The 19,836-nt window shown below is 38.9% G+C and carries 18 protein-coding genes; 11 read left to right on the top strand and 7 right to left on the bottom strand.

What is annotated here, in order from left to right:
* The first annotated feature begins 3 nt into the window (after positions 1-3).
* The 9 genes from H7U17_RS08080 to H7U17_RS08040 all read left to right on the top strand — a co-directional run bounded on the left by H7U17_RS08080 (position 4) and on the right by H7U17_RS08040 (position 9,598).
* Positions 4-786 (top strand): lysophospholipid acyltransferase family protein, encoded by a 783-nt coding sequence (locus H7U17_RS08080; RefSeq protein ID WP_186756205.1) that lies wholly within the window; start codon positions 4-6, stop codon positions 784-786.
* On the top strand, positions 783-1,070 hold the full coding sequence (gatC, locus tag H7U17_RS08075; protein ID WP_186756204.1) for an Asp-tRNA(Asn)/Glu-tRNA(Gln) amidotransferase subunit GatC: 288 nt from the start codon (positions 783-785) through the stop codon (positions 1,068-1,070). Before H7U17_RS08080 ends, gatC begins: the two co-directional genes overlap by 4 nt.
* The gene (locus H7U17_RS08070; protein WP_186756203.1) at positions 1,070-3,874 is read left to right on the top strand and encodes a hypothetical protein; all 2,805 of its coding nucleotides are present in this window, start codon (positions 1,070-1,072) and stop codon (positions 3,872-3,874) included. Before gatC ends, H7U17_RS08070 begins: the two co-directional genes overlap by 1 nt.
* A gap of 87 nt (positions 3,875-3,961) precedes the next feature.
* Entirely contained in the window at positions 3,962-4,684 is a 723-nt protein-coding gene (locus H7U17_RS08065) for an ABC transporter ATP-binding protein (protein ID WP_222439167.1), read from the top strand.
* 140 nt (positions 4,685-4,824) lie between these two features.
* Entirely contained in the window at positions 4,825-5,373 is a 549-nt protein-coding gene (locus H7U17_RS08060) for a cob(I)yrinic acid a,c-diamide adenosyltransferase (protein ID WP_186756202.1), read from the top strand.
* A gap of 4 nt (positions 5,374-5,377) precedes the next feature.
* Positions 5,378-6,445 carry a branched-chain amino acid aminotransferase gene (locus H7U17_RS08055; protein WP_186756201.1) on the top strand — a complete coding sequence of 356 codons (1,068 nt, stop codon included), beginning with the start codon at positions 5,378-5,380 and terminating at the stop codon, positions 6,443-6,445.
* 117 nt (positions 6,446-6,562) lie between these two features.
* Positions 6,563-7,105, top strand: a complete 543-nt coding sequence (locus H7U17_RS08050) for a hypothetical protein (RefSeq protein WP_186756200.1) — start codon at positions 6,563-6,565, stop codon at positions 7,103-7,105.
* Positions 7,106-7,227: 122 nt separating this feature from the next.
* Positions 7,228-8,329 (top strand): peptide chain release factor 2 gene (gene prfB, locus H7U17_RS08045; RefSeq protein WP_186756199.1). Its coding sequence is split into 2 segments (ribosomal slippage): positions 7,228-7,287 and positions 7,289-8,329, totalling 1,101 coding nucleotides; the frame shifts between segments, so codons are not numbered across the junction.
* Positions 8,330-8,407: 78 nt separating this feature from the next.
* On the top strand, positions 8,408-9,598 hold the full coding sequence (locus H7U17_RS08040) for an MFS transporter (protein ID WP_186756198.1): 1,191 nt from the start codon (positions 8,408-8,410) through the stop codon (positions 9,596-9,598).
* On the opposite strand, the gene H7U17_RS08035 is transcribed toward H7U17_RS08040, so the two are convergent.
* The 5 genes from H7U17_RS08035 to H7U17_RS08015 form a co-directional block, all read right to left on the bottom strand.
* Complete coding sequence (locus tag H7U17_RS08035; protein ID WP_186756197.1) at positions 9,573-10,145, bottom strand: acyl-CoA thioesterase; 573 nt, start codon at positions 10,143-10,145, stop codon at positions 9,573-9,575. The genes H7U17_RS08040 and H7U17_RS08035 overlap by 26 nt on opposite strands.
* Positions 10,146-10,257: 112 nt before the next feature.
* Entirely contained in the window at positions 10,258-11,631 is a 1,374-nt protein-coding gene (locus H7U17_RS08030; protein ID WP_186756196.1) for an MATE family efflux transporter, read from the bottom strand.
* A gap of 51 nt (positions 11,632-11,682) precedes the next feature.
* On the bottom strand, positions 11,683-12,225 hold the full coding sequence (locus tag H7U17_RS08025; protein ID WP_186756195.1) for an NUDIX domain-containing protein: 543 nt from the start codon (positions 12,223-12,225) through the stop codon (positions 11,683-11,685).
* Positions 12,226-12,296: 71 nt separating this feature from the next.
* Positions 12,297-12,779: an Lrp/AsnC family transcriptional regulator gene (locus H7U17_RS08020; protein WP_186756194.1), complete on the bottom strand. Its 483-nt coding sequence runs from the start codon at positions 12,777-12,779 to the stop codon at positions 12,297-12,299.
* 211 nt (positions 12,780-12,990) lie between these two features.
* Complete coding sequence (locus H7U17_RS08015; protein ID WP_186756193.1) at positions 12,991-14,184, bottom strand: tetratricopeptide repeat protein; 1,194 nt, start codon at positions 14,182-14,184, stop codon at positions 12,991-12,993.
* 509 nt (positions 14,185-14,693) lie between these two features.
* On the opposite strand from H7U17_RS08015, the gene H7U17_RS08010 reads away from it, so the two are divergent.
* Together H7U17_RS08010 and H7U17_RS08005 are read left to right on the top strand one after the other, a co-directional pair.
* Positions 14,694-15,311, top strand: coding sequence for a hypothetical protein (locus H7U17_RS08010; RefSeq protein ID WP_186756192.1), 618 nt, complete (start codon positions 14,694-14,696; stop codon positions 15,309-15,311).
* Between the two features lie 131 nt (positions 15,312-15,442).
* The gene (locus H7U17_RS08005; protein WP_186756191.1) at positions 15,443-18,424 is read left to right on the top strand and encodes a glycosyltransferase family 117 protein; all 2,982 of its coding nucleotides are present in this window, start codon (positions 15,443-15,445) and stop codon (positions 18,422-18,424) included.
* Positions 18,425-18,553: 129 nt separating this feature from the next.
* Here the strand turns inward: H7U17_RS08005 and H7U17_RS08000 are convergent, their stop codons facing one another.
* Positions 18,554-19,009: a GNAT family N-acetyltransferase gene (locus tag H7U17_RS08000; RefSeq protein WP_186756190.1), complete on the bottom strand. Its 456-nt coding sequence runs from the start codon at positions 19,007-19,009 to the stop codon at positions 18,554-18,556.
* Between the two features lie 12 nt (positions 19,010-19,021).
* Positions 19,022-19,801 (bottom strand): class I SAM-dependent methyltransferase, encoded by a 780-nt coding sequence (locus H7U17_RS07995; RefSeq protein WP_186756189.1) that lies wholly within the window; start codon positions 19,799-19,801, stop codon positions 19,022-19,024.
* Positions 19,802-19,836 lie beyond the last annotated feature (35 nt).

Genomic DNA, 19,836 nt, shown 5'->3' with positions numbered 1-19,836 from the left:
AACATGGTATTTTTTAGAAGAATATATTCTATTTACGGTACGATTATCTTCATCCTTTCCTTTGTACTGCTTTTGCCCCTGTTTCTAATTACCATTGAAATCCCCAAACTGCAAAAATATGGACGGAGACTGAATGGCATATGGTCCAGGATCTTCTTTACAGGACTCTTTATGAGGGTCAAAGTCCAAAATAGACACTTACTCAAATCCCACAAACAATACATCATCATTGCCAACCATTTCTCTTATCTTGACATTCCCGTAATTGGTTTGATGTCCAAAGATGCCATGTTTATAGGCAAAAGCTCATTGGGAAAGGTTCCTTTATTTGGTTATATGTTTCGAAAGTTGCATATAGCAGTAGACAGGTCCAGCTTCAGGAGCCGGGGAGAAACGCTCAAACGGACCATGGAGGCCATTGACCAAGGCTCTAGCATTATTATTTTCCCTGAAGGAGGGATTAGATCTAAGCACCCACCAGAAATGGCTGACTTCAAAGATGGCGCTTTTAATATTGCTTTTGAAAAACAAATCCCTGTAATTCCTGTAACTTTATCCTATAATCATTTAATTTTGCCCGACGATAACAAATTCTTATTGAACTATAAACCGATGAAGGTGGTCATCCATCCTCCAGTTTTTCCTAAGGGAGAGACAAAACAGGCCATAGCTGAGATGAAAGCTACTTGCTTGAATTTGATACAGGAACAGCTCTGGAGGGACAATGGAACAAAAACAGATCAAGCATCTAATTCAGCTACCACACCAAAAGAACATAAATCATGAAAATCGACACCAATACACTAAAGAAAATCGCTCACTTGGCGAGGTTGGAATTTGATGAGAACAGTGCAAAAAAAATGACCCGTGATATGAGCCAAATCTTGGACTGGGTAGAGCACTTAGAACAAGTAGATACTGAAGGAGTAGAACCCATCACTACTATGAGTTCTGAAATCAATGTATTAAGAGAGGATGCAGAAGGCAAGCACTTAGAGCATGAAAAAGGCCTAAAAAATGCCCCTCAAAGAGATTCTGATTATTTCCGTGTTCCTAAGGTCCTTGAATAATGCCCAATCAATCATTGGAAAAAAAACATAATATCATCTTTTTAGGACTGCCAATCGCCCTTTGTGTCATTGGCAGTTTTCTTTTATTGTATCAATATTTTTTCGCTTGGAATGAAGCCCTGCCCATCCAAGCGGGAATCTTCTCTGAAATGGTAGAAATTCCCCTGGATATTTTCAATTGGGGAATCGAAAGATATTCTCTTGAGGCAGAAAATTACTTGATCTTCCAAAATTTTGAGACCTTACTCCCTCCAACACAAATACCAAAAACCTTAACTTTTGGCATCATTACATGGTTATTGATTAGTTTGGGAATCAGTCTAATCACTACATTTAAGCGCTATCACTTTATTGGCGCAATGGCATTGTTAATTTTTTTATTAACGATTTCTGGAGTCAATTCATTAAACATCGGAGGAATAAGCAGCAATATAGCACTTATCACCCTATTGGCAGGAACGATCATTCCAGCAATGTTGATACATATTTTCTATGACCACATATCCCTGCTTAAACGCACATTAATCATAAGCCCTATTGCCATCATCACCCTTTTGGGGCTCATTGCAAGTAGTTCTGTGACAGCTCCTATGCTATTGATGTCAGAAAATATCAGCTTGGTAGCTATGGCAATTACAGCCATCTTCCTCCTCTATATTGGTCACAGTTTGATCAACAGCTTCTTTTTGATGTTGGCAAAGCTCAATCAGGGTATAGGGCTTAAAATTTCTTGGCACTTAACTGTTTTTACACTTGTATATGTTGGATTGCTTGTTTTTATATTACTTGATTTAACAGGCAACCTCGAACTCCCCTTCCGTGCCCCTATATTTCCAGTATTTCTTTTAGCAGGATTACTTGGCTGGTTCGAAACAAGATCAAAAATCAACCAGATCAATCAACCTTATTCCTTGGCAATTATCGGTCAATCACTTTATTGGATTGGATTTGGAATCAGTGCTTTTATATTCTGGAAAGCCCAGTTTTCAGCTAACCGACCCTTATTGGACTTCTTGAACCACTGGACGGTTTATACCCAGCTGGCCTTTTCTTTATTATTCTTCATTTACCTTTTGGCCAATTTTACCGGTTTTATGAATTCGGGAAAACCTGTTGCGGATGTCATTTACAGACCAAAGTTTTTTGCCTATCACCATATGAGGATTGGTGCTATCATGGCCCTTTTTTCGCTAATCGTATTTTCTGACGCGATTATAGGTCCACAAATAAGCACGAGCTCAACCAATTTCTCAGCGGACTATTATTATGCCAGCGAAAGACCTACAGAGGCCCGCATCCTCTATGAAAATAGTTGGATCAGGTACAGAAAGAATGAAAAAGCCAAAGTAGCCACTATCCTTTTATACCTAAAAGAAAACCAATCTACCATTGCAAAAAAACACATGGAAGAAAGCCTTGAATGGAGCCCTTCTGTACATGAAATTATCTTGGCAGCCAATTATGCCCACAACAGGAACAGGTATTTTGATGCCGTATTCTACCTTCAAAAAGGACTGGAATTCTTCCCTGGCAATACTTACTTAGAAAACAACCTTGCCTTACTGCTAAGTAAAGGCAATAAGGCCCAAGAATCATTTGAACTTATCACCAAGGCTGCAAGTAAAAACCAATCCGCCTATGCGAATATGATCGGTTTACAGGTAAAGCATCTTATCAACTTTGACCAGGAAAAAAATCCCAAGGACGACCTCATAGCCCAAATCAACACCATGGCGATGAATAATCTCAAGGGGAATTTGGCTACATTCGATCTTCAAGCAGACCAATCGGAGCACATAACCTTAAAGCAAGCTATTATACGCAATCAATGGAGTAATAGACCCAAAACAAAATTGGAGGAAGACCTATCCCTTATTGAAATATTGCAAGAAGCGGCCAAGACCACCGAGGACCTTAAACAGTTAAAAATATCAAGAGTGATCAGGTTCTATCAAAGCGGTAAAATTGGAGAAGCTTTGAAGCACCTCAATGGATTGATGCTGGATGATAAAAACTCAGCGGGATATTATCATGCCTTAGCTGCTAAAATCTTAATCGGCCAAGGAGACTTGGAAAAATCGGCCAAGGAATTGGTACTGGCAGAGGAATATGGATTCAGGAATTTCAAGAGTAGCTTAATCCCTATTTTACACTATGGCAAGCAGCCTTCAAAGGCTCTTGAAATTGCAGAAAAGTATAATACCAGCTTTCCAGCCTGGCTGGACCTTGAAGCTGAAGAAAAAGGAAAACCAAATACGGAAATGAAATATTTCCAATTCCTGTCCGAACTGATAAAGGGGACCAAACAGGATTTTCTCCAAAAAATTGAAACATTGCCTAACCACTCTATGAAGCCTATTTTGGCCCATGAAATTTTAACTAAAAAAGGACATTGGCTGAACAAACAGGAAATCAATATCCTAAAAGACTATTTACTTAAACAAAAGGAAATTGACCAAGACTATATTCAAGAGCTTTCAGAAACACTGATATCCAAAAAATATCCTTCATCAGTTTCAAACTCTAAATTGGCCCAAATAACAACTTCCCAAGGGAAAAGTGAACCTAATCCTTATAATACCCCTTTTGTTTTGATGAAAGTGGCGCAGATCAATGACCCTGTAGTCCAATATGAATTATTAAGAGATGCTGCAGACTTCAATTCCGATCCCATCCTATGGATTGAAATGATCAAAAAGAGTGAAAAGATAGGTCTTGGCAATTATGGTCAGGCTGCTTTGAAGGAACTTTCAGGTTGGGTAGATGAAAATACTGTACAAAACTTGCGGGTTCAAAGCCAATAATTTCCATTTAGATAAATTAACAGTATTAATAAAAACATTTTCTCTTAAAACTGTATCTTTAGGGAAAGAACAAATTTTATTTTTATCATGGGGAAAATTATTAAAACAAGCGAGATCAAGAAGACCTATATCATGGGGGCTGAACAGGTTAAGGCATTAAAATCTGTTTCCATCGATATTGAAAAGGGAGAATATGTAGCCTTTATGGGACCTTCCGGATCTGGAAAATCTACCTTGATGAATATCATAGGATGTTTGGACACCCCTACTGCAGGCAAATATATTTTGAACAATAAGGATGTCAGTGATATGTCGGAAAATGAACTGGCCGAAATCCGAAACAAGGAGATTGGTTTTGTTTTCCAAACTTTTAATCTTTTACCAAGAGCAACATGTCTCGAGAATGTCGCCCTGCCGCTTATCTATGCTGGTTTCAACAAATCTGACCGAGAAGACAAAGCTTATATGGCCTTAAAAAGCGTTGGTCTGGAAGACCGCGTAAACCATAAGCCAAACGAACTTTCTGGTGGACAAAGACAACGGGTCGCCATCGCCCGCGCTCTGGTCAATGATCCCAGTATTATTCTGGCAGATGAGCCTACGGGAAACTTGGATACAAAAACGTCTTATGATATCATGAACCTCTTTCATGAACTTCACAAAAAAGGCAATACCATTATTATGGTTACCCACGAAGACGATATTGCTCATTATGCTCACCGTATCGTCAGGTTAAGGGATGGGTTGGTCGAAAAAGATGAAATCAACTCCAATCCAACAACAATTAATTTTCAAGTTGTCACCGAATAAGGCTATAAAAATCAAAAGTTAATGCTTAATTTTGCATTTCGATTAATTGGTTAAAACCAGTATTCGCAGTGTTTTGTTTTCCCTATACATAAACAGCTTAGCCTGTTGAGTAAAACGATCAAAAGTAAAAAAACATTTAAATGAAAGTTTACACTAAAGGAGGAGACAAAGGGCTAACATCTTTATTAGGAGGCAAAAGAGTATCTAAAGCCCATATAAGGATCGAATCATATGGCACTGTAGACGAACTAAATGCCTATATAGGCTTATTAAGAGATCAGGAAATCAATAAATCTCGAAGTGAGATTCTGAAAGGAATTCAAGACCGGTTATTTACCATAGGCGCTGCCTTGGCAACAGACCCCAATAAAAAAGGGATCAAAAAACCAGACATTCTGGAAGAGGACATCCTTGGATTGGAGAATGAAATCGATAAAATGGAGGCTAACCTACCTCCACTAAAACATTTCATTTTACCTGGAGGACATACTGTAGTGTCATTTTGCCATATTGCCCGTACAGTATGTAGAAGAGCAGAAAGAAATGTGATTGCCCTGAAAGATCTTGAGCCAGTTGATGAAGTAATTATTAAATATTTAAATAGACTTTCCGATTATCTATTCGTTATAGGAAGAGTTATTTCTCAGGAATTAGAAGTAGGAGAAGTTACGTGGGAACCTAGAGTTTAAAACCATGAACAAGACAATTGACATCCAAATTACTAAAACAAACAATTCAAAATTAGCAGGAACTAATTTTGAAAATCTTTCATTCGGTCAAATAATGAGCGACCATATGTTTGTGGCCGATTATATAGATGGTGAATGGAAAAACTTCAGCATCCAACCTTATGCCCCACTTGAACTCAATCCAGCGAATGCTACCCTACATTATGGACAGTCCGTCTTTGAAGGATTAAAAGCTTACAAGAACGACAATAATGAAATCCTACTTTTCAGAGCTGATGCCAACCAAAGAAGGCTTAATGAATCAGCCGTAAGAATGTGTATACCTGAACTCCCTGAAGAGATTTTCATGGAAGGACTTAGAGAACTTCTAGAAGTGGACAGGGATTGGGTTCCTGCCCAGGCAGGCTGTTCTTTATATATCAGACCTTTTATCTTTGCTACAGATGATTACTTAGGGATCAGGCCATCAAAATCTTATAAATTCATGATTTTCACTTGTCCTGTTGGTCATTATTATGCCAAGCCTGTATCAGTGAAAGTAGAGACAAAATATACCAGGGCTGCTGAAGGAGGAACTGGTCAGGCAAAAGCCGCCGGAAATTATGCTGGCTCACTTTACCCTGCGCTATTAGCACAAGAACAAGGCTATGACCAATTATTATGGACAGACGGTAAGCACCATGAAAACATCGAAGAGAGCGGCACGATGAACGTCATGTTTATTATCAATGATGTTTTGATTACCGCACCTACCACAAAAGGAACTATATTAAAAGGGATCACAAGAGAATCCGTACTTACCTTGGCACATGAAATGGGGCTTAAAGTTGAAGAAAGGTTCTTATCTACCTCCGAGCTAAAAGAGGCATTGGAAGCCAATACGCTCCAAGAAGCATTTGGAACCGGAACCGCTGCAACTATTGCTCACATTGACAGGATCAATGTAAATGGCCAAGACTATATTTTACCAGAGAAACCCACTACTGCATTCTCTTATAAAGTATTGGAAACATTGGATGCTTTAAAATATGGAAGAATTGCAGACACGCATGGATGGATCATAAAGATTTAAATGAACAATAATTTTCAAAAAGGCTTTCTCCAGTACGGGGAAAGCCTTTTATTATCAAGCCCTTTAATACCCCAAAACCATTCATACCTTTAAAGGCCGACCAATATTTTTAGCATAATGAAAAATTCTCACTACGCCTACACCTGTTTATTTATCTTTTTTTACTTGATTTTAGGCCTAAGCCAAAGTGAAGCCCAACGCTACTTGATTCTACAAAAAGGAGCTAAGCAAAAGTCTAGAATTGTTTATAACGAAGGTGATCTGATCACCTATAAACCTAAAGAGGTTGGCTACTTTATGAATGACAGAATTATCGAAATCACGAGGGAATTCATAGTTTTAAGCGAAAATATTATCAGGCCTGAAAACATTGAAGCTGTAGACATTCGCTATACAGATGAAAGAAACAGGACAATCAGGACCTTGAGCACCCTTACCGCGGCAGCTGCAGGGCTTTTGCTCACCGCAGAAACCATAAACAGTCTTTACCGAGAAGGGAACCTAAACTATTCTAAAGGTACTTTGATCGTATCCGGTTCTCTCCTAGTCAGTAGTTTCATTCTCTCAAAACTCAAAAAAAAGGTTTTTAAAAATGAGGGCAGAAACAAAATACAAATCATCTATCTGGACATTGACACCCCTGATCCGATTGATGAATAAGGCTTTGCAAACCCTAAGCCTGCTTAGTAGCATAGCCAGCTATTGTACATTCATTTGGAATTAGGTAAACCCATAAAATTTACCGAAATTCGCATTTCAAATTAAATTTAAACCAATATTTTATGACATCAGACCAGTTGAAAGACTTGAAGGCGCGTATCACGGCCTTAAGGAGGTATCTTTGACTACGATCGTAAGAAAGCAGAAATAGAAGATTTTGAGGCAGTCTCTGCCCAACCAGATTTTTGGAACGACCCTACCGAGGCCGAAAAGACCATGAAGCAAATCCAGTCCAGAAAAGCTTGGACAACTGCTTATGAAAAAGCAGAAACCCTTGTGCAGGACTTGGAAGTATTACATGAGTTTTATACGGCTGGAGATGTAAAAGAAGAAGAAATCAAAAGGGACTATCAAAAAGCCCTTGATGAAATTGAAGACCTAGAGCTCAAAAAGATGCTTAGCGGTGAAGAAGACCAGCTAAGTGCCCTCATGGAAATCAACCCTGGAGCAGGCGGCACAGAGAGTAATGACTGGGCCTCCATACTCATGAGGATGTATATCATGTGGGGAGAGAAAAATGGCTATAAAGTCAAAGAAGTAGATCTCCAAGAAGGTGATGTAGCAGGAATTAAATCTGTCACCCTGGAATTCGAAGGACCGTTGGCCTATGGGTTTTTGAAATCTGAAATCGGAGTTCATAGACTTGTAAGAATTTCTCCATTTGACAGTGGTGGCAGACGCCACACTTCATTTGCCTCTGTTTATGTTTATCCTGTGGTAGATGAATCCATTGAAATCGACATCAATCCCTCTGACATCGAGCTGCATACTTCTCGATCAGGAGGAGCCGGAGGACAAAATGTCAACAAGGTGGAAACCAAGGTGCAGCTAACGCATAAACCTACTGGAATTGTGGTGGTTTGCCAGATAGAACGCTCCCAACTGGCCAACAGAGAAAAGGCCATGCAAATGCTTAAATCACGTCTTTATCAAATGGAGATGGAAAAGCGCAATGCAGAAAGAGCAAAAATTGAAGCTGGCAAAATGAAGATTGACTTTGGATCCCAGATCCGAAACTATGTACTGCACCCATACAAATTGATCAAGGATGCCCGTACAGGCCATGAAACTTCAGACGTCCAATCTGTACTGGACGGAGGGCTTAATGAGTTCATTAAAGCTTATCTTTTAGCACAAAGTGAAGAAGAGGCCAGTGACAATTGACACCATTCTATCATCAAATGATTTGAAAGCGCACCGGTAATATACTGGTGTGCTTTTCAATTTATTGACCTTGTTTAAATGATCGTAAAAAAATTCATACCACCATTTTTTACCCTGCAGTTCCTGCAACTCTGCTTTAGCTCATTTCTCTTTTTTGCTAGCTTCAATATGATAATTCCTGAGCTTCCGGAATACCTGAGTAAATTAGGCGGGGAAGAATACAAAGGACTAATCATATCCCTATTCACATTGACTGCAGGACTGTCCAGGCCTTTTAGCGGTAAGCTGGCCGATAAGGTTGGCCGGGTGCCAGTAATGATCTTTGGAGCCGCCGTCTGTTTTGTAGTCAGCTTACTTTACCCCTTGATCAGTAGTGTAGCAGGCTTTCTTCTATTAAGGTTTTTCCACGGATTTAGTACTGGATTCACCCCTACCGGCATCGCCGCTTATGTTGCCGACATCGTTCCATTTAATAGGCGTGGAGAAGCCATGGGCTTACAATCCCTGTTCAGTTCCTTGGGAATGGCAGCAGGACCTGCTTTTGGAGGACTTATAGGAGAACTTTATGGAATCACCCCTCTTTTCTACTGCTCATCAGCTGTGGCTACCATTTCCATTTTATTATTGATCAAATTAAAGGAAACCATTCCTCACAAAGAACCCTTACAACTGGAACATATTTACTTGAAGAAAAGTGAAATTCTGGAAAGAAGGGTATTTCCTCCAACCTTCGTATTGTTCTTCAGTTATATTTCTTTTGGCATTGTACTGACGATCATCCCTGATTTCTCTGCTTATCTAGAAATTCAAAACAAAGGGATTTTCTTTGCTGTATTCACCCTTAGCTCACTCATCATTAGACTTTTGGCAGGAAGGGCCTCAGACAAATATGGAAGGATCCCCGTATTAAAGCTGGCTACACTATGCCTCGCATCTGCCATGACGGCCATTGCATTTAGCCAATCCAGTGAAATGCTTCTATTTTCAGGCATACTTTTCGGCTTTGCCATAGGCATGACCTCTCCTACTATTGCTGCTTGGACCATAGACCTTTCCCTGCCTGATTACAGAGGCCGGGCTTTGGCTACCATGTATATTGCGCTGGAAGCCGGTATAGGTATCGGTGCACTGGCCTCCGGCTGGGTCTATGCCAATAAAAACGAAAACTTCCCTTTGGTATTTATGATAGGCACGGGTGGTGCAATCATCGCACTACTCTTTTTGCTAATCAGAAAAGCAAATATCAAACCTGATCTTCAACCTGATTAATACACCTTTGGTTTTTAAGCAAAGCCTTTATATCCTGCTTATCCCAATTGGCTTTTATCTCACTGAGATTGGTTTCATAGTTTTGTTTGAACTTACGCCGATAAATGGCTTCTACAAATCTTCTGACATCGGTAGGCGTTTCCAAAATAAGTTTAGGAACCTTACAAGGCTTATCATCCTCGCCTTTTGCCACCATAGTAAAATAACAGGTATTGGTGTGTTTTACCGTTCCAGCTTTGACATCCTCCGATATCACTTTAATTCCGACAATCATGGAACTGTTTCCTACGTAATTCACCGATGCTTTCAAAGATACGAGCTCACCAACCTCTACGGGTTGCAAAAAATCTACTGTATCTACTGAAACAGTCACACAATACCCTCCACTATGTTTGCTGGCAGTAACATAGGCCACCTTATCCATCAATGACAATAATATTCCTCCGTGTATTTTCCCACCAAAATTAGCATATGAAGGAATCATCAATTCTGTAATGGTGGTTCTGGAAAAGGCTGAAGCTCGTGCCGTTTCTTTGATCGTACTCATGGTTGGTCGGGTTATTAATAAACTATAAAGTCGTGAATATAAAACAAAAATATAGCACTCTCCATTTTTACCTTATTTTATATCAAAACAATCCGTTCAAACCAAGCTTCACCTAGCCCTTTTTAGCAATCCCCTTTTCTTGATACATTAAGCTTAAACTTAATTTATTGAATCTAAGCAATAACAATCCTCCTGTAATGGTCAACCCAATCAAAAGACCATACCAAACACCTCTTTCAGCCAGCCCCCAATGAAACGCTAACAAATAACCTAAAGGTAATGCGATCACCCAGTAGGCAATCAAAGTAAAAATTGTAGGCACCTTTACATCTGCCATGCCCCTTAATGCACCCAAACCCACTACCTGAATCCCATCAGAAAGCTGAAACAAACCTGCTATAACCAACAAACTAGCTGTCACCTCCAATACCTGAACATCATCTATATACAATAAGGGAAGATAATTCCTAAGCGAGATAAAAGCGATCGCAAAAACACTCATAAAGATCGTCACCATTCCAAAAATAGTAAAACCAGCCTCCCGAAGGGTTTTAATATCCTTTCGCCCCAACTGATTACCTACCCTTACTGTTGCAGCTGCAGAAAGTCCAGAAGCCATCATATAACTTATTGAGGCCAAATTAATAGCGATTTGGTGAGAGGCTAAAGCATTTACTCCTATCCATCCCATCATTATTGCTGCCGTACTAAATGCCCCCACTTCAAAAACAAATTGAAACCCAGTTGGTAAACCCAATCTCAACATTTTGGAAAACATAGGAAAATACAGTTTCCTGAAATCAAATTTAATACGGTAGGCCTTAAATCGTTTTGAATTCCAAACGAAGTACCACATGATCAATAGCATCAGCACCCTGGAAATCAAAGTTGCCCAACCGGCCCCATTTAAGCCCATTTCTGGAAAACCCCACTTTCCATATATCAAAAGCCAGTTTAAGCCTACATTGATCAGGTTACAAAAAACAGTAATCATCATAGCTTGTTTTGTCTGACTGAGACCTTCAGCAAATTGACGGAAGGTCTGAAAAAACATCAATGGAATCAAAGACATACTGATAATCCCCAAAAAGGGAATCCCGAGGTCCACCACCTCTTCAGGCTGTTCCATATGATATAATAATGGAGCAGCCATTACAATCACCAAAAAAAGAAATATCCCTGTAAAGCCATTGATCGCAAATCCATGATTGAAAACCCTCGTAATTATCCTTGGCTTACCTTCTCCATCAGCAGCCGCTACCAAAGGAGTAATCGCCATCGAAACACCGGTTCCAAACATCATGATCACAAAAAATATACTATTGGCCAAGGATGCAGCAGCCAATGGAACCGCACCCAAACGCCCAACCATTACACTATCCGCCACACCTACCATTACCTGACCAAGCTGACTTAACATCACAGGGTAAGCCAAGTAATAGGTCCTTGAAAAATGCTCTTTAAAATTTAGTTGCCTTAACATCATTGGCTTATTCTTACAACCCTAAATTAGACTTACCCCTATTCAACAAAAAGGTCATAGGCCAAACATCCTGCCCACCTTTAGTAAAACCGCCACACTGATTACATCAGTTATCTCTCCCCGCATCACCATATCCAACACCTCTTTAAGGGGCAGTTTCTGAACCCGTATATCTTCTGTATCCTCATGCTCCGTTTCTCCAAAACTCAAGTCCTCAGCCAAGAAAGCAAAACCCTCTTCATCAGTAACAGAATTTGAAGTATGAAACCTCATTATTTCTGTCCATTTTGAAGCCCTTACTCCTGTCTCTTCCCTCAACTCACGTTTAGCACTTTCCAGCAAGTCCTCTCCAATGGGCCCACCACCTTCAGGGATTTCCCAGCTATACTCATCTATGGTATACCTATATTGACCAACCAGCCAAGTATTCAAATCCTTGTCTACCGGAACAATAGCCATACACTTATTCAAGAATTTCACCTTCCCATAAAGCCCATCACTCCCTCCAGGCGTAATTACCTCATGCTCTTCCAACTCTATCCAAGGGTTGGAATATATAGTTTTCTTACTTTTCGTTTTCCAGGGATTTTCTTCCATAACAGTAAAGATCAATCAAAAAAAAAAGGGCGACCAAAAAGCCACCCTTCTATAATTATGAAACTTTTATCTTACATAGGGATTGGCAAAACTTTACTATCCTTGAAAGTAGAAAGAATAACCATAGACTGCATAGAATCCACCTCTTTAATCTCACTCACTTTCTCCAACATCAACTTCTGATAAGAAGTAATATCCTTAGATATAATTTTCAAGATAAAATCACCTGTACCAGTAATATGATGACACTCAATCACCTCTGGAACCGCATCAATTTCCTTCATAAAGGCATCGATATTGGCTTTATTATGACCGATCAAACTCACCAAAACAAATGTGCTTACTCCCAAACCAATTCTTTCAGGATCAAGCTTCGCGTGATAGCTTTTGATAATTCCTGACTGCTCCAATTTCTTTACACGCTCCAAGGTTGGAGCGGGAGATAGACCAATATCCTTTGAAAGTTGAGCATTGGTAATTTTCGCATTAGCCTGAAGGATTTCTAGGATTTTGCGGTCAATTTTGTCGAATTTTACTTTTATGCTATTATCCATGTTCTATAGTATTTGCAAAATTTTATGTCGTGCAAAGGTAATATATTTTCAAATTATTTTAAAAGAATTCACTACAAAAAACGGTAGCAAATGCAAAATATTGTTAATTCTTCCTCTATATATTTAAAACTTTTCCACTGATTAGCAATATTAAATAATGAATTTTCAAATTATCTCCTGATTACTACATTAGTGAACGACCGATTTTAAATTAAAGTTTATTCTTTTTTAAAAAATCTCGCGCTTCCTTATGAACGGGGTGTTTTCTTTTGGCGTATTTCTTTACTTTTTTAAGGTATTCTTTAGCTTCTTCCCCATTATTTTCTTTGGCATAAATTTTACCTAAATTCAATAAAGCATAGAGATAATATCCACTTTCCTGATTCTCTGATTCCTCTCCAAATTCAGCAGTTTTGATATAATATTTTTTCGCCTCATCTAGCCTATTGTTTTTATGATAAAACTGGGCTATAAAAAAGGCAGCATACCTTCCACTGTTTGACTCATAACCAGTTTCTCCATTTTCTATGGCAGCCAATATTTCCTCAGAAACCTCCTTAGCCTCCAATTCCTTCCCTAAAGCATATAATTGCCTGGCATAAAACCGGTGAAAATATGGATTGTGAGGATATTTATTATGTAAATAATCTGTTATTTGAAGCGCATCAAATGGCCGCTTTTCCTCAGAAGCATATAGCCTGAACAAAAAATACTGAGCCTCCACCCTCGCGTAAAAAGAATTTGCAGCAACTTCCTCCAATTGACGAAGCCCTAAAGCCTTATCTCCTTTCGGAAACAGGGACATCACTGGCCTCAATAAAGGATAATTCTCCGGAATCCAAACGGAAAAATAATTATACAAAGCATCTCCCAATAATAACTCAGGGCTTAATTCTTCTTCTCCCTTGCTCATCTCCATATACTTCAATGCATTTTTACCTGCAAAAGCAGTAGCCGTCCAACTTTCTCGCTCGCTCAACAAACGTCCCTTAAAACCATAGGCAGCAGCTAAAAAAAAACTGGCTTCTTTATTTTCAGGATCTTCCTCCAACAATGCTTCTGCTTTCTCTATGGTCTCATCCATAAATCTAAAAAACAGGTCATCGTATTGTTCGCTTTCTGTATCAGGAATAATCTTCCACCACTGGCTTAAACCCATCAAAAAATACGGAAGGGGATGGTCCGGATAGTTATAACGCATAACAGCAAAGCCCTTCTCAGCAGTTTCAAAATCGAAATCATACATACTGTTGATCGCTTCTGTAATGCGAAATTGCAGGCCTTTATTGAGTAAAAGATATTCTTGTTTTCCCTTCAGACCGGTTGAATCTGAATGCACCTGCCCTCCATAACACACAGAAGTAAGGAAGACCAAAACAATTAAAAGGTATTTACTAAATTGCATATATATTTTTTTCCAAAATTACGATGAATTCCCTGCATTCAAGAATAAATTCTGCTGAATCCACCCAATTTCATTCATGTATAACGGGGATACCTATTCCAGATTATTTCCTTTTGAAATTATTTTCACCTTTTTCTGGATTCAGGACAAAACGCAAGAAACTATTAGTAAGTTTCGTTTCCTTGAACTTTTTATCAAAAATCTCTATTCACATCCCCTTTCACTCTAGCTACCATAATATCAACTACTTAAAAAAGAAATTTCCTAATACAATTCAATAAAAAACACCTACTAAAAGAACACCCCTAGGAGCAAGCTAAATATCTAGCATAAAATTTGTCATGCAAAACGCCTCTTTTTTTTGACTACATAACTAGTTAAAGGCTAAAATCATTTTTTTTCGGTCTAAATCCCCTTTTAATGGGATGTAAATTTTTAAAAATGCGATAAAACCTGTAATCTCGTATTATAAAAGAAACCAACTAGAATAATACTAACCACATATTAAAATGAAGAGAATCAGCATCATAGCACTTTTCACTTGTATCACCCTTTCCTTTACCACTTATGCTCAAAATGCACCTAACCAGGTAGAGGATAGCAAATCTCTGAATGGCGGTACAATTGAAAGCCAATTTGATTACCTTAACTCCATCTCCAACAATTACCAAGAGTATAAAGTAGTCAAAAAGACAAATCTAGAAAAAATCAAATCCAATATTCTAGATTCGCTGAGCGTGTTCAAGGACCAGATCATTGAAAAAAATGTGAAAATCAATGATCAAAAAGCCCAAATCGAAGAATTGAACAGCGGTATTGAAAATGCTCAAATGGAACTCAACGAGGCACTCGAAAGCAAAGATAGTTTTTCAATATTAGGACTGCAGGTATACAAAACGACCTACAGCACAATCATGTGGGGTACCATTATCTGTCTGGCCTTAGCGCTAGCATTCTTTGTCTTCAAATTCTCAAGAAGTCACAAGGTTATTTCCAATACTCAAAAAGACCTTTTGGAAATAAAGGAAGAATTTGAAAACCACAGAAAGAACACCCTTGAAAGAGAGCGAAAACTAAAAAGGCAATTGGTTGATGAAATGAACAAAAAGCAGGGCATTTCTTCATAAAATCTTCTTAAGGGGGATTTCCCCCTTACCCTTTTTCGGTATAATCCGCTCATTTTTTTAAAATTGGTTAATTTCCCCTTATTTCCTGAATTATTTTTTATTTTCGCCATTCACATCAGTGTAAATTTAACATGATCAATTACAAAAAAGTCAATGACCTTACGGGGTGGATTGTATTTTTATTAGCCACGCTAGTTTATTTACTAACTATTGAGGAAACTGCCAGTTTTTGGGATCCAGGAGAATTTATTGCCGTATCCTATAAATTACAAGTACCGCACCCTCCAGGAGCGCCATTTTTCCTATTGATCTATCGCATGTTTGGGTTCTTGGCCTTTGGTGATGGGCTGAGTGTAGCTTATTGGATGAACGTGGGCAGTGCCTTGTTCTCAGGATTTACCATACTTTTCCTCTTTTGGTCTATTACATTACTTGGACGCAAATTATTCAAACTTGAGAAAGGAAAAGAAAGCAAAGGACATACCATCGCGCTAATGGGGGCGGGGATCATTGGTTCATTGGTCTATACCTTCTCTGATAGTTTCTGGTTTTCTGCTGTTGAAGCGGAGGTTTATGCGATGTCCTCATTCTTTACCGCTATCGTCATATGGGCTTTCTTAAAATGGGATGTGATCGAAAACCCGAAAGACGAAAATCGATACATGATTTTCATCGCCTATTTAGTCGGACTTTCCATAGGAGTTCACTTGCTCAACCTAGTTACTTTACCAGCTCTGGCATTGGTAGTTTATTTCAAAAAATTCAAATCTACCAACTTAAAAGGAGCTATCATCGCCTTTTTATTGGGTGGGGTAGCCTTGGTAATCATCAATAATATCATCATTCCTGGATTACCAAGTATCGCCGGTACTTTGGAGATATTCTTTGTTAATAGTATCGGACTCCCCTTCGGTTCAGGAATCATCTTTTTTGCCGTAGTTTTCCTTAGCGCACTTATAGCCGCATTGGTTTATTCCGTCAAAACGAAACACGCAATATTAAACACAGTATTACTTTCACTCACCTTTATTCTGATAGGTTACGGATCTTATGCTTTAATAGTAGTCCGTTCAAATGCTGATACGGTAATTAATGAAAATGCACCAAAAGATGTATTAAGCTTCGTAAGCTACTTGAAAAGGGAGCAGTATGGCTATAGACCATTAATGCACGGACAGTACTTTACTGCAGAAGTTGTCGATCAAAAGGAAGGTGATCCTGTTTATGTTAAGGGGGAAGATAAATATGAGATTGTTGACTATGGAATAGTCAATGAATATGATCCAGAAAAAACTACTATTCTCCCTAGAATATATTCTACACAACCCAACCACAAACGTATCTACCGTTCTAAATTGGGCTTGAGGGAAGGAGAAGAACCTACCTTTGCTGACAATATTTACTTTATGTTTTCCCATCAGTTGGGACATATGTACTGGAGGTATTTCATGTGGAATTTCTCAGGAAGGGAAAGTGATTATTCAGATGCTCCTGCATTGACCTTCTTTTCTACTTTTGAAGATTTCCCTAAATATATCACCGAAAACAAGGCCCATAATAACTACCTGATGCTCCCCTTACTATTAGGTATAATAGGCTTATTTTTCCAGGCTAAATATGATCAAAAATCTTTCTGGGTCACCATGATGTTATTTTTGATGATGGGAGCTGTCTTGGTACTTTACCTGAATTCTCCTCCAATAGAACCACGGGAAAGGGACTATATTTATGTAGGGTCATTCTACGCCTTTGCCATATGGGTAGGAATTGGTGTTTTGGCCATTGCCCATGCCATTGCAAAAGTCAACAAAAATTTTGCGGTGGCCTCTATCATGGCCACCTTGGTCACCTTCCCTGTCCCAATGCTTATGGCCAACCAAAACTGGGATGACCATAATCGTTCTGACAGATATTTCTCTGTAGATTCTGCTAGAAATTTCCTAGCATCCTGCGAAGAAAATGCCATCCTATTTACCGGTGGGGATAATGATACCTTCCCGCTATGGTATGTGCAGGAAGTAGAAGGCTTCAGAACAGATGTTAGGGTAATTGTATTAAGCTATTTTGATACTGACTGGTATGTGGAACAAATGACAAGGCCTGTCAACCAATCCGCTGCCCTACCTTTCTCATTGGAGAAAAAGAACTTCAAGAAAGGGACCAATGATGTATTGTATGTCAATGAAAGACAAGGGCTCAATGCTATTTCTGCCAAAGAGTATTTGAGGCTTTTGAAAAACGAAAGTGACCTTCTCAAGATCAACTCTAGTTTTTCTACACCTGTATACCAGGTACCTTCTAAAAATTTGATCTTAGAAGTTGATTCTGCGGCAGTGATCAAGCAAGGAATCATTCCGGAAGGAATGGAAGATCTGGTGCTTAGCCAAATGAACCTAAGGGTCAAAGGCAGGTACTTGACCAAAGGAAACCTAATGCTTCTTGACCTGATAACGACTAATAACTGGGAAAGACCAATTTATTTCAATAACACTTCCTTATCATCTATAGGCTTTGAACTTAGAAATCATGTAGTAATGGAAGGACTTACCTACCGATTGCTACCTATTCAAAAGCCCGAGTCAGCAGATGAGTTTTTAGTCAATACAGATCTTGCTTACGAAAATGTCATGGAGAATTTTGCTTACAGGGGCATGAACAATCCTGACAACTATTTCGATGAAGAGTATAGAAGGTTTACCTCCAACCATCGAAGTGCCCTTAACACCATTACTGGTGCTTTATTGAGCGAAGGTGATCTGGAAAGAGCTGCAGATATTCAGAAGTTGAGTTTGGAAAAATTCCCAAATGAAGCCATTCCTTATGACTTGGCAAATGGTCAATCTGTAATTTATCTCTTTGAAATGGGTGAAGATGATTTGGCCATGGACATCATAGAAAAACTCTCTGAAAAGTCCTTTGAAACCCTCAAGTTCTATAGAGACAAAGGAAGAGAGATGGACCGTGATGCTATGATATCTTTGGAAATGATGCGCTATTTCGTACCACTATTACAAGAACGAGGTTATGATGAGCTAGCCACCAAAATCCAAAACAATTTGGATATCGTGCTCGGCCCATCGGGCACCCCAGGAATATTAAACAATACTAAATAATCACCAAATAAGAAAAGCGGCCTTAGCCGCTTTTCTTATTTTTACACGATCTAATTGCTTCATTTTTTTTTTTACACTTAGGCTCTAGGTGAAATCCCTCATAAGCTTAAGTGTTTGGAAACAAATTCGCTATCGATCTATTTCATCGTTCAACTCCATATGCAATATTGGATAAGGTTTCCCCATAGCATCCACCGCTGACCTACTAACTATGCGAAACCCTAAATGAAGGTAAAAACCTACTGCCTGCTTATTATCTTCATTAACATCCACTTTATTCGATTTAAGGTGTTTTATGGCATGATCCATCAAGAGCTTTCCTATCCCCTTACCCATGACATCAGGATGAACAAAAAGCATCTCAACTTTATCCTCAGCCACTCCAATAAACCCCAATGGCATTCCGTTTTCATTTCGAACGCAAGCCAAATCCACCAGTCCCAAATACTGGTTTAAAATCAATGGCTTAAAATACTCTATATCTCCTACCTCCAGAAAATCATGCGTAGCGCGGACAGATGCTTCCCATATTTCCACCAGAAGCGGAAATTCACCAGTATCCACTTGATCTATTGCATATTTCATTCCAGCCATTCTTCAGCCTTTCTTCCCCAGAACATAAAACAAATCCAAACCTTTATCGGGATGGTCTACCACTAAAAAATCATCATGACTAATACCGGTTACAGCTTCTCCACCTTGCTTATGAAGCTTATTCCGGTTCATTCTATTCAGAATTTCATAAGGCATTCTCAATATAGCAGCAGGCAGTTTGTACTGCAGATCAAAAATATCAAAACGCATGATTTTCTGAACCGACTTTCTGTTCGCTTCATGGTATTCCCATACTTTTCCATTTCCCCCAATACCCTTTGCATCAACCTTATCAAAAATACTTTCACAAAGATCTTTAAGCTGCTTACCTGTATATTCCCTGATATGCCAAGGATTTCTACTTAAGGTATGTCTGATATTGGGAGTAGAAATTATGGCCTTCCCCCCTGGCTTGAGCACCCGATATATTTCTTCTAAAAACAACCTGTCATCCTCAATATGCTCAATCACCTGAAAACTCACCACAGTATCAAAGCTATCTGATGCCACCGTACCCAAGGGAGGAATCACTGCTTGTTCAAAAACCACATCAGGATATTTTTTTTGAAGATTCTCAATTACCTCTCCAATTTTGTCCAAGCCATGATATGAGGTCACATTTTCCCTTAGCACCTCCACTCCTCTTCCTTCTCCACAGCCTATTTCCAATAATTCACCATTTACCAATGGCTTGGCGGCAATGTATGCTTTTAATAAACGTTGATGAATAGGGTTGTCACTGACCAACTTATCAGAGGCAATTTCCGTTGTATAGGTAGCCATTTAAAATTTTATTATTTTCAACAAAAATAAGGTTA

The organism is Echinicola salinicaeni (genome assembly GCF_014280965.1).
In the GTDB taxonomy this organism is placed as follows: domain Bacteria; phylum Bacteroidota; class Bacteroidia; order Cytophagales; family Cyclobacteriaceae; genus Echinicola; species Echinicola salinicaeni.
The sequence above is the reverse complement of the archived record's forward strand: the minus strand, read 5'-3'. Positions and strand labels throughout refer to the sequence as shown.